Annotated in this window: 10 protein-coding genes; all 10 read right to left on the reverse strand. The window is 45.2% G+C overall.

Annotated elements, in window-relative coordinates; translation table 11 throughout:
- On the reverse strand, positions 1–1,050 hold the full coding sequence (locus tag P22_RS05390; RefSeq protein ID WP_054259199.1) for a galactitol-1-phosphate 5-dehydrogenase: 1,050 nt from the start codon (positions 1,048–1,050) through the stop codon (positions 1–3).
- 318 nt (positions 1,051–1,368) lie between these two features.
- Positions 1,369–2,208, reverse strand: coding sequence for a 4-hydroxy-tetrahydrodipicolinate reductase (gene dapB, locus P22_RS05395; protein ID WP_054259200.1), 840 nt, complete (start codon positions 2,206–2,208; stop codon positions 1,369–1,371).
- A 147-nt stretch (positions 2,209–2,355) separates the two neighbouring features.
- Entirely contained in the window at positions 2,356–2,976 is a 621-nt protein-coding gene (locus P22_RS05400; protein WP_054259201.1) for a GntR family transcriptional regulator, read from the reverse strand.
- 224 nt (positions 2,977–3,200) lie between these two features.
- Positions 3,201–3,443, reverse strand: coding sequence for a hypothetical protein (locus P22_RS05405; protein WP_054259202.1), 243 nt, complete (start codon positions 3,441–3,443; stop codon positions 3,201–3,203).
- Between the two features lie 179 nt (positions 3,444–3,622).
- On the reverse strand, positions 3,623–4,720 hold the full coding sequence (locus P22_RS05410) for a mechanosensitive ion channel family protein (protein ID WP_054259203.1): 1,098 nt from the start codon (positions 4,718–4,720) through the stop codon (positions 3,623–3,625).
- A gap of 514 nt (positions 4,721–5,234) precedes the next feature.
- Positions 5,235–5,786, reverse strand: a complete 552-nt coding sequence (locus tag P22_RS05415) for a C40 family peptidase (protein ID WP_054259204.1) — start codon at positions 5,784–5,786, stop codon at positions 5,235–5,237.
- 26 nt (positions 5,787–5,812) lie between these two features.
- Positions 5,813–6,271 (reverse strand): hypothetical protein, encoded by a 459-nt coding sequence (locus P22_RS05420; RefSeq protein WP_054259205.1) that lies wholly within the window; start codon positions 6,269–6,271, stop codon positions 5,813–5,815.
- Between the two features lie 108 nt (positions 6,272–6,379).
- Positions 6,380–9,565, reverse strand: a complete 3,186-nt coding sequence (locus P22_RS05425; RefSeq protein ID WP_054259206.1) for an efflux RND transporter permease subunit — start codon at positions 9,563–9,565, stop codon at positions 6,380–6,382.
- Positions 9,566–9,576: 11 nt separating this feature from the next.
- Entirely contained in the window at positions 9,577–10,851 is a 1,275-nt protein-coding gene (locus P22_RS05430; protein WP_054259207.1) for an efflux RND transporter periplasmic adaptor subunit, read from the reverse strand.
- 28 nt (positions 10,852–10,879) lie between these two features.
- On the reverse strand, positions 10,880–12,181 hold the full coding sequence (locus P22_RS05435; protein ID WP_054259208.1) for a TolC family protein: 1,302 nt from the start codon (positions 12,179–12,181) through the stop codon (positions 10,880–10,882).
- Positions 12,182–12,484: the final 303 nt, after the last annotated feature.

The following is a 12,484-nucleotide window of genomic DNA, read 5'->3' on the forward strand; positions in this document are numbered from 1 at the left end:
TTATTTTTCCGGATAAAACAGCACCTTGCCAAAATTCCCCTCACGGTTAACAATCCTTTCAAAAATTGCCGGTCCCTCTGCCAAACTGAGACGATGAGTAATCATCGGTTCAATTTTCAGACTGCCTTCTTTCATAAAGTGTACTGTCGTATGCCACTCTTTTCCGGGGAACGGTGCAGAAATGGCATTCCATGATCCATAGACCGACAGCTCGTTACGTACAATTCTTTCAAAATAGAAACGTTTTACCATGACATCACCATAAGGGATACCCATAAACACCACTTTGCCGCCTTTACGAGGCAGAGAGAAGACTTGAGCGGAAGTGATCGGGCTCCCTGCCGATTCAACGGCAATGTCTACCCCCCGGTCGCCTGTCATCTCAAAAATCTTTTCGTGCGGTTCAATATCTTTAGTATTCACACCGAAATCAGCCCCCAGTTTTTTGGCCAATTCCAATTTTGTATCATCAATATCCAGAGCATAGACATGCCTTGCACCGAAAATCTTCGCCCACTGAATGGCTAAAAGGCCTATAGTGCCGCAGCCGATAACAGCTACATCATCACCGGCTTCAATACCGGTTTTATAAAGGCCATGGATGGCAACACTGGTTGGTTCTACAAGACTTGCCACATCATAGGAAACTTCATCAGGAATTTTAACAACATTTTCAGCGGGCAATTTGACATATTCCGCAAAAGCACCGGGATGTAACGCTCCAATTACCGTTAAATGTTCACAACGGGCAAACTCCCCCTTATGGCAGGATTCACATTTACCGCAATAAAGCGCGGGGCAACCCGTAACACGGTCACCTACTTTTACATTGGTAACTGCTTTGCCAACTTCCGCAATTTCACCGGAAAACTCATGTCCCCATGTCATTCCGGGAATATAAGGTCCCAATTTTGCATATCTGTGAATATCCGACCCGCAAATGCCCACGACCTTTACCTTGATAATTACATCGGTCTCCTTGTTCAATACCGGTTTGTCGGCATTTTCAAAACGTAAATCTCTTGCACCATATAAGTTTAATGCTTTCATAACGATACTTGCTCCTTCCATTTACTATATTTAATACCAACAGCACTAGGTGGCTGTTAAAGCAGGTAAACAATTACTTTTTTTAATATCCATTTACATTTTTTGCACATTTTCGTATTTTCAAACTATTATAGAGATAATTGTTTTATGTTACCAGCTTTTTAGTTTTTCTCATTTTATCACCGTGATTATCTTCTGTCAATGAATCAAAAAAATTATCTTTACAATTGTTCACATATTTTAAAACTGATTTACTTTATTTTAACCATGATAAAAAAAACTAATCGCAGCGTTGGGCCGCAATTAGTCCTCATACTATTATCCCAATAAAGAATTAGGTTCCGGATACTTCATATAGGTTTCTTCAGCCAATGCTCTTCGCATGAAAAGTTCCTCTTGTTTGCGTTTTCTTTCATACGCAAACACATCGCTCATCTCATAATATCCTGTTTTTCCCTGAATAAACTGAGCTGCCTTATAAGCTCCCTGGGCAAAAGCTTCACGGGAGTACGATTGATGAGATATCTCCAGTTGATCGTATTCACCATACATCATTACCGTATGCTTACCCACAACACTGCCGGCCCGGACGGCGTGGGTCGGTATTTCTTGAATGTCCGGCAGATTCTGAAGAATCTTATCTGCGATTTTTTTTGCAGTACCCGACGGACTGTCTTTTTTATAACGATGGTGTTCTTCCAAAATTTCAAAATCATACCCTTCCAGTAAAACGGAAGCAATTTCTGTCATTAGCATTAATATATTAACTCCATAAGTAATATTGGGAGCCACCACAATACCGATACTCCCCTTTTCCGCAACTCTCATAAATTTTTCCAAATCGGCTGTTTCATACTGTGTAACAGCCGTCACAACACTGACTGCACATTTATCTAAAATATGAATGTTTTCTCTTAAAAACTGAGGTCCTGAAAAATCAATCAGTACATCGGGACGAAACTGAAACAGTTTTTCTTCTAAATTATCGCTGGTATGAATCATGATCCCTGTTGGTTTGCCATGTAAAAAAGTTCCTAAGTCCTGGTTGGCCTTTGGGCCATTAGGTCTGCAAAAAACCATTTGCAATACTTGCTGCCGTAAAAGATACTCGGCAACAATCTTCCCCGTTCTTCCTAATCCTACAAGGGCCACTTTCATCCTTCTGCACCTCCTAATTTTTAACTAACAATTCTATTTTAATATATAAGTTGTTAGATGTCAATATATTCTTCTTTCTATAAAAAAACGTTGCAAAACAAAGGCTCCTGCTGCTCTCTGTCTTGCAACGTTTTATCACGTTCAGTACTATTTACCATGATTCACAAAATCCGTAACTTTTTGCAGAACATCGCCTGAACCTACCACCACAATACGGTCGTCTGCTTGTAAGACAGCATTTGGTCCAGGAGAGATAACCAGTTCCGTTCCTCGCCGGATTGCCACAATGGTTGCTCCTGTATTGTGCCATAACCTAAGCTCCTGCAGCGGCCTGCCGATAATCGGAGAGCCACCGGTCACCCGTATGTCCACCGGATTATAAGGTACAAGATTTTTTAACCGGTCGGAATAACGCATAATCTCATTTACAATTTTTCTAAACTGCTTATCATTTTCCTCCTTTTCTTCTAAAAGAAATTCAAGTTCCTGACGTAAGGAGTATGCAGACACCATTTCCTTATGGTGTTCAATGAAGTGGTAAGCTTGTTGAGCCGACAGCACAATAATCTCTTTTCCCTGCGATACCGAGACAATATTCGCTTCCTTTAAAATAGCAATGGCTTTACGGATCGTTTCCGGTGAAACACTGTACTGACTGGCCAGCAGCGTTCGTCCGGATATCTTTGCCCCTACAGAAAACTCTTCATTAATAATCCGTTTAGCTATATCAAGTGCGATTGACTGATAGGATGCCACAGAAGGTTTCACAGATACACCTCACAACAATAATATTACAAAAACAATATATATCAAAATATTTTAATATTATATCAAAAATTGTATCTTGTCAATATTATTTTACAAAAAACACCAACTTTCAGCAAGATAGAAGCTTACAGACTTTGCCAAGCGCAATTGATTATCCCTATATCACATGTTAAATGTAAAGGCTGCCAACATAACTGTTAGCAGCCTGAAGTTCGAACGCAAGATTATAGCATTATCACTTTTTTTGATAATTCATGGGTTTCAAATTCCTTGCCAATCAGCCGCAATTTACCGCACTGCGCACATCTATACCAACGCATTTCACTATTGTTTGGCGTCATCTGTGCCAATCCCATTTCACCTTTGCAGCTTTTACAAACTATTTTCACGTCATTTTCCACGCACAGCATTTCAAAAATTGTCTTGTCAATCACCTTTTCTTCGGTAGATTTGACCTCAACCTGCATAGGTATCATCTCCTCTTCGCTGTGATTTCGTCTTAATACTATATTTTATTTCAGCATGGCCAGTACAAATTCCTGCAAATAATTCAGAGTTTTTAAAATATTTTTAAAAATGATTTTTGAGCTTTATTTCACTTTTTTGTTGAGACCAGGCCCCGAGTTATATATCAGAAAACATGGCCTTAACGGTCGGGCGGTTCAATATACAGACTAGTACCGGGAAAAGCAACTTTTACTCCGGCTTCCGCCAATATTTCCATGATTTTAAAATTAATATCCTGTTTAATATTTAGATATTCTTCCCAAATAATACCATTAGTAAAAAAATACAAAAATACAGTTAAGGAACTATCTCCCAGCGAATCAAATTTTACAAAAATAGTGTTTTTATCAACACCCGGGTGATTTCTCAGCATGGCTTCTATACCGCTAAGGCAATGCTTCAGTTTTTCACTGCTGGTGTCATATCGCAACTGCAGATTAAAAGTAATTCGCCGCATTTTTCTTTTGGTGTAGTTGATAATAGGGGCATTGACTAAATTCGAGTTCGGTAGCGTGACCATGGCCTGCTCAAAGGTTCGGATTTTCGTGCTGCGGAAATTAATATCCTCGACCGTCCCTTCGACATCGTCCGTTTTGATCCAATCACCAATGTTAAAAGGTTTATCGGCAATGATGACAATACCGGAAAAAATATTAGCCAGAAGATCTTTAGCCGCTAAAGCAAAAGCCAAGCCTCCCAGACCTAAACCGGCTACAAAGCCGTTAACATCATAACCCCAGCCGCTGGCTATCACGACAAACGCTAAAGCCACAACAATAAAACGGAGCATTTTCGAAAAAAACGGTATCAAAATCCGGTCAATTTTGAGATTGAGCAGACGCCCCAATGCCTGCTCATTGGCAGCATACAAACCAATCAAATGATACAAACCAATGGCAACAAACATAATGACAGCCGAACTGAATACATTTTTAAGCAAAAGTTCATAGGTATCCGGCAGGTAATTGATCAAAGCCAAATATATACCAAAACTACTAATCAAATTAGTTAACGGCCTTTTAAAAGCCAGTAAAATAAGTTCGTCCGTATTTCCTTCCGTGCCATTACAAAGCGTAATGAAAAATTTAAAAACATATTCGGCAAAAATCTTCTTTAAAACCACAAAAACCAGAAAAATAGCAAGCGACGTGGTTAATAAGTAGAGATGGGCATAACTAAACAGATATTGCAGCACGTGGCTTGTCTGAAACGCGACCTGTAAAAAGTTTATTTCCAATATTCCTTCCTCCAGTATCCCTCTTAATTATGAACAGTGTAACCGAATATCGCAAATTACTCAAACCGCTTATTCTTTTAAAAATATCACATGTTCCATTTAACCTTACGCGCCCGTTCCTTTTTCTCCATTCTGATCTTCTTTTCACCTATAAACATAACCTCCAGGCCTGCTGTTTGTTTCACAGCGGCCTGGAGGTCAATAAAGCTTACAAGATAGTCTCTGTTCTCCCAATCAACGGGCTATTTCTTTTTTAATAACGCTATTTTTCTGCAGTTTCTCTATTACTTCGCCTGCTCCAGCGCTTTCTGCCCGGCTTCCATAAATTGTTCATAGGAACCAAAACAGTCGTTAAAAAGTGCATTACCATTTCTTTGTTTAAAAAAATTACTTATATTCTGGCTATTTCTAAATTTTCCCGCGGATATTTCCATAAAAAGAACAAACTGTTAATGAGAATGATTTTTGATAACACAAGCAGCTATTTTCCTGCCGCCGGCAAGCTTACTTTTCGCTACCACACCCGTTTAGCCCCGTAATACCGTTGGACGAAATAATTATCCTGCATGTCACCGATAGCCACTACACCGTTAGAAAAGGATGTATGAATAAATTTACTCCCACCGATATAAATTCCCACATGCGATGCTCCCGGCTCATAGGTTGTAAAATAGACCAGATCGCCCGGCTGCAGCGCTGCCGGTGATACCGTCCGACCAACGAGAAACTGTAAATCGGCGGTACGGGGCAGGTCGATACCTGCCTGCCGGTATACATACTGGACCAAACCGGAACAGTCAAAGCCCTGGGACGGTGAAGCTCCCCCCCATACCACCGGTTGCCCCAGCATATTGCTAGCAACTGCCAGAATCGTGGATGCCTGCCCACTGGGTTGAGATGGTAGCCGGGCAGCGATAAGCTGCTCATCAGCTACCGGCATAGACGCCCCCAAAATAGAATCCAGGGACGCTATAAACTGATTGTACCCAGAGGCCGGAGCGGCCTGAGCGCCAGAAGTACTGCTAAATAGCATCCCGGCAAATAGAATTGTCAACCACTTTTTCATCAGCCGCTCCTCCTATCGGACTCCAATTAATGATTCATACCTTGTAGGTGAGTAGTAGTCTGTTTTATAATATCCTGCATGACTTTGACTTTACCATCGAGGGCATTCGGGTCTGTTTTACCCGAATTTACACTGTCTTTAATATCTGTCGCTGCTTTCCGTAAATTATCTTTCAAACCTTCATCCATCATATGCGGAACAACTTTATCCACGGTGCTCACTAGTTGAGCCGCGCTCTTTTGGGCGTCCATCGTTTGGCCCGCCTTCACTTGCTTGACTACGTCTTGCAGCGCTTTGTCCAGATCTTTCATCATGGGCATGGGATCTTCCTTAGGCATTGTCGCGCTATGGCCTTGATGGCTGGTTGCCTGCTCCTGAGAGGCAGGAGCCTGGGCTGCCGGTTTTTCACTAGAACCACAGCCTGCGATTAGGGACATCGCTGCGACAATGGCCACAATGCCAAACAATACTTTACTTTTTTTCATAATGGAATAACCTCCAATAGATTTAAGTTTTTATTTCCAAGTTTCCATTTTTGTGGTGGGATAAAATCTCCACCACAGTTTTTCAATATTCGATTTTATTGGACAGGTTTACTCTGCCGTATGGGAGTTTCTCGATACAGGTGGGTTCTTGCGCTCAAGCCACTGATGCCAGACCAGATAGATACAGGGCAATACGATTAGTGTCAAAATCGTGGAGGTAACCAGACCACCTACAACAACCGTAGCCATAGGCCGCTGCACCTCAGCGCCGGTTCCTGTGGCAAAGATCAGCGGGAATAAGCCCAAACTGGCGACCAGCGCGGTAATCATAACCGGGCGCAAACGGGTAAAGGCACCCTCTAAAATTGCTTCTTCCAGGGACCGGTGATCCCGCAGATGTTTTATATACGTCACCATAATCACCCCGTTTTGCACCGCAATCCCAAAGAGGGCAATAAAGCCGACTGCCGCCGCTACCGTCAGATAGGTATTGGTTATATACATTGCCACAATGCCGCCTACTAAAGAGAACGGAATGTTTATTAAAATAAGGAAAGCGTCGCTGACCGACTTAAAGCTCATATAAAGCAGGAAGAAGGTAAGCACAACAACTGCCGGAACGACGATTGCCAACCGTTCTTTGGCCCGTTGCTGATTTTCATACTGGCCGGTCCATTTCAGGGAATAACCGGGCGGCAAATCCACCTTTTCCCTGATAACCTTGTTTGCTTCATCCACAAAACTAACTACGTCCCGGCCCCGGGTGTTCATTTGCACAATCATCCGGTAGACCCCGTTTTCACTGCTGATCATTGATGGTCCGTCGACCACCTGAAATTGAGCAACCTCACCCAGCGGTACATAGGCCCCGGTAGCCGGCTTTGCTGCAACTGCCGTGCCGCCACCGCCCATACCGCCCATACCGCCGCCGGCATTTGTCGCTCCGGCAGCACCACCGGTTACCGGAATAAGGATATTTTGCATGGCATCAATACTTTCGCGGTTTTCCCGGTTGTAACGCACCAGAACGTTAAAACGCTTGCGTCCTTCAATGGTAGTGGTGGCGTTTTTGCCGCCGACCGCCAATTCCACGGCATCTTCGACATCGGCAATGTTTAAACCATAACGGGCCGCTTTTTCCCGGTTGACCTGAATTTCCAGATAGGAAGCGCCAAAAACCCGTTCAGCCAAAAGGTCGCTGACTCCCGGCACCGTTGCCAATGCTTTTTCAATATCAAAAGCTTTCTGCTGCAATACGGCAAGATCTTCCCCGTAAAGCTTAATTCCCAGTTCGGTACGCACTCCGGTAGTCAGCATGGATAATCGGCCGGCAATCGGCTGGGTAAAGGCCAAATTAAGCCCGGGAATATTAGCAAGTCTGATCATCATTTCCTGTTCAATGGCGTCTTTGGTCACACCGGCCCGCCATTGGTCTTTTGGTTTTAAAGTGACAATGGTCTCAATCATGCTGACAGGAGCCGGGTCCATAGCTGATTCGGCCCGGCCGACTTTCCCCACCGACATGTCAACTTCCGGAATCTCCATGATGACCTTATCCATTGTTTTGGCTGCTTCCACTGCTTCTGTCAGGGAGACACTGGGCAGCATGGTCGGCATTACCAGGAATGTTCCTTCATCCAAAGCGGGCATAAAGGTAGTTCCTAAGAAAGGCAGCAAAGAAAATCCGGCAATCATGACAACAATAGCAACAATAATGGTAGTTTTATGATACTTCATCACGGATTTCAAAATTGGCACATACCACTGATGCATTTTAGCAACAATCCAGGTATCCTTCTCCTGAATCCGGCCCCTGAGCAGCAAGGTACACAATACCGGCACCAGCGTAAAGGCCAGCAGCAGCGATCCGCTCATGGCAAAGGACTTTGCCCAGGCCATCGGCGTGTACATTTTACCTTCAGTACCGGTCATGGTAAAGACCGGCAGGAAAGTGACAATAATAATCAGGATGGAAAAGAAGATAGGCGCGGCCACTTCCTTGCCTGCCTCCAGGGTAACATCAACAATACTGCGCCGGCCGCGGTCCTCGGCCAAATGCCGGAAGATATTTTCCACCATGACGATGGCCGCATCGGTCATCACACCGATGCCGATGGCAATCCCGCCAAGGGACATCAAATTGGCCGACAGATGGATTTGCTTCATGGCAATTAGCGCGATTAGAATACCGATCGGGATAGCACTGGTCACAATCAAACTGGACCGGACATTGCCTAAAAAGAGAACTACAATGATAGAAACCAGAATAAACTCTTCAACGAGTGCCCGGGTCAGTGTATTGACCGCCTTTTTTACCAGATCGGTTTGGTCATAAAAAGGAACAATCTTCATGCCTTCCGGTAAGGTTGGCTGAATTTCAGCGATTTTGGCTTTTACCTGATCGATAACATTGAGGGTATTTTCACCCATGCGCTGAATGACAATGCCGCCGGCCGCCTCATAACCGGATTTAGTCAGCACCCCCCGGCGAAAATCCGGTCCGGCCGCCACACTGGCCACATCTTTGATATAAATAGGCACGTTATTGTTTTGGGTAATCACAATGTTCTTAATATCATCAATGGATTCAATCAAACCCAGACCGCGAATAATAAATTCCTGGCCGTTTTGCTCCACAACCTTGGCTCCAATGTTAGCGTTATTAGCTCCGAGCGCCTCGAATACCTGGTTAAACGTAACCCGGTAGCTTTGCATAAGCTGCGGATCAAGATTGACCTGATACTGCATTACATAGCCGCCAATGCTGGCCACTTCGGCCACTCCCGGCACAGCACTTAGCTGCTGCTTGATGGTAAAATCCTCCACCGTGCGCAAGTCGGCCAGGTTGTGGCGGTCACTTTCTACCGTATACATGAATACCTGACCCATCGGAGTGCTGACTGGTCCCAGAGCGGGCTGCACGCCACGCGGTAATTGCGGAATGGCCTGCTGCACTTTTTCATTCACTACCTGACGGGCAAAATAAGGTTCTACTCCATCCTCAAAAATAACCGTAATGAGCGACATCCCGAACGAAGAAGCCGAGCGTACTTCTTTTACGTTGGGCAGCCCGCGCAATGCCGTTTCCAGCGGATAGGTAACCTGGTCCTGAATTTCCTGCGGGCCCCGTCCCATCCAGTCGGCCGAAACAAGCACCTGATTTTCGCTCAAGTCGGGGAACGCGTCAATGGGAGTATCACGTACCGTAAAAACTCCCCAGACAATGACCAGGGCGGTTAAAACTAAAATAATTACGCGGTTTTTCAGAGAAAACTCGATTAGTTTATTGAGCATGCTGATCCTCCTTAATGACCGCTATGGCCGCTGTGTTCGCCCCCGGCAGCCGGTGGCGCAACCGGTGCGCTGCCGCTGCCTTGACCACCTGCTGCGGCAGGTGTACTGGCGGCTCCCCCACCGCCGTGACCGGCATGACTGCCAAAACTACCCAGTTTCGTCTGGGAATCAATTAGAAAGGTAGCAGCAGTAACTACGGTTTCACCTGGTTGCAGCCCGGACAATATTTGAACATAGCCATCCGCTGACTGACCGGTAACTACTTCCCGTTTGACAAAGGTATCTTCACTTTGGGCCACAAAAACGATGGTCTTACTACCAGTATCCAAAATGGCCGATTCCGGTATCACCAGGCTTTCCCCTAATGGGACTTGCACAGTGGTATTTACAAACATATTGGGTTTTAATTTTCCTGCAGGATTGGCCATTTCGATTCGTACCTTAACGGTCCGGGTGGCGTCATCCAGCACCGGATTAATAAAGGTCACCTGCCCGGTAAAGGTCTCTCCCGGATAGGCCCCGCTGCTTACCGCCACCTGTTCACCGGGAGTAATGCCGGCGATGTCTTTTTCGTAAATGTCGGCATACAGCCAGACAGTAGATAAGTCCGAGAGACTGTACAGTTTATCGCCAGGCATAATGTACGCGCCCGGCAGCAGTTGTTTTTCCAATACGGTACCGCCGAACTGGGCATAAATAGTCATATGGTCCTTGGTCTGACGGGTGTGTTCAAGGTGTGCGATATCATCATCCGCAACATTTAGGAGTTGCAATTTGCGCCGTGCTGCATCCCGTAAGCGATTGTTGATCTGAACGACGTCTTTACCGGCATTCTGCAGTTTCTGTACATTCTCCAAAGTCAGCAAATATTCTTCCTGTGCGGCGATATAGGTTGGACTGTAGACGGCTGCAATCGCCTGGCCGGGAGCAATATATTCCCCTTCAGCAGTTACATAAAGTTCGTCGACCCGGCCCTCGATCCGGGAAGTAATGTAGGTTTTGCCATCTTCATTCATAGCAATCTTACCGGTGGTCTTAATCTCTTTGTTCAGTGACTTAACAATGGCCTGTGCAGTTTGCAGCCCGGCCAGTTGACGGGCTTTGGCATCTAATGTTACCGTATCGCCCATGGCCATGACCGGGCCGGACATTTGACGGCCCGCATGGTCCGTTGCCGCCGGTTTATTGTGCTGTACGGTATAATAATAGCTGGCTCCACCAATAACCAATATGCCGACAGTTACGCCAATGATGATTTTCTTTTTGGACCTTAGCTTTTCGATCATGCTGTCCCCTCCTTTTTCACTTTGCCCATCATGGCTGTACTCCACTGGTAAACATTGGTTTTCCCACTGCTTTTTCCAGGTTGGCTGCCGCCTTTTCATAGTCCACGCGAGCTTTATAGTAATCCAGCTTCGCATTGCGGAGGGCATTCAGGCTGTCAAGAACCGCCATAAAATCGACTTTGCCATTGGTATAGCTCACCACTCCGGCCTGATAGGTTTGCTCGGCCTGCGGGATGACCGTGTTTTTGTACAGATCAATCTGGCGCCAGGCTGACTGAGCCTCGGTCAACGCCATTTGCAAGTCGAGATCAGTCATGTTTTTCATATTGTTTAATGAAGCCTGGGCTGCATCCAAACTAGCCGCAGTTGACTTGGCTTCGGCTTTGTTTTTACCCTGCCACAGGGGTAGCATGACCATAAATTCCATTTTCCAGGTATCAGGCTGTGTATCCATCATCGTTTGTTTTCTGTCTTTATAGCCAATGCTGAACTGATAGTCCGGCAACCCTTGTTTTTTAGCCAGTTCCATACCATTTTTCGCCATATCTACTTGCCGTTCCATACTCACAACAGCAGGTTTACCGGATTGTGCCTCTTTTTGCATAACAGCCAAATCAAAATTCGGCGGCGGTGCACTGAACTCTTCTCTCACGGTAAACGGTGTATCGGTTGAACGACCAAGAACACTATTGACTTTGGCTTTCGCTACCGCCACCATAGACGCCATATTCAATAGATCGGTGGTCATTTTTGAAAACTCGGTCTGGGCCCGTAGCGTATCTTGCAACGGCACCATTCCGGTGGAATAATTCACCTGGGCAATCTGGACCAATTGGCCCATCAATTGTTGGTTTTCTTTGCCGATTTCCAGCGCTTTATCGGCATAAAGCAGGTCATAATACGCTGTTTTGGCTGCCGTGTAAACCTCCATTTGCTTATCCCGGTAATTAGCTTCAGCCATCTCCGCATCACTGCCGGCCATTCTGCCCATTGCTTTTAATTTAGCCGGATTCATGATCTCCTGGGTAAGCGTATATTCAGTCATCATGGCATCAAAGGGATTTAAACTGTTTTTCGGTATGTCATCTTTCATAATGCCAAGCTGCGGATTAGGCCAGGCGGTTGCCAGCGGAATGCGGGCTTGTTTTTCTTCCCAGCGCTTTTGACTTTCAATAACAGACGGGTTGTTCTTGACAGCCGTATCCACCATTTGCTGCAGTGTTAATATTTCCTGCGATTCCGCCGCCAAATCCGGAGTATTTGCCAGTACGGCCATGAGGGTTACCAGTACTAGCTTCTTCTTCCCTGTTACCCAATTTCGTGTGTCCATAGTGCCTCCTTTTCTCTGCATTCAGAAATTCAGCGGATAAATTCTTGTTTGGGCATAGCCGATCATTATCTTGCTACCAACGATACAAACTTCCTGTGAATAAGTATGAATAGCTTTTGAGGGACTCATGAATTTTTATTTAATAAAAATTTTCGTTTATTCAAGACTGAAACAGATTCTACCTGTCTCCAAACCGGCTTCCAGCAACTCGTCCGGCACCAGCTTTCTGCGTATTTTTCTATAACACGGGCTGACTGATAAACACCGGAGGCCTGGCACCGTACGGATACCAGGCCTCCCAAA

The organism is Propionispora sp. 2/2-37 (assembly GCF_001298735.1).
Lineage (GTDB): Bacteria > Bacillota > Negativicutes > Propionisporales > Propionisporaceae > Propionispora.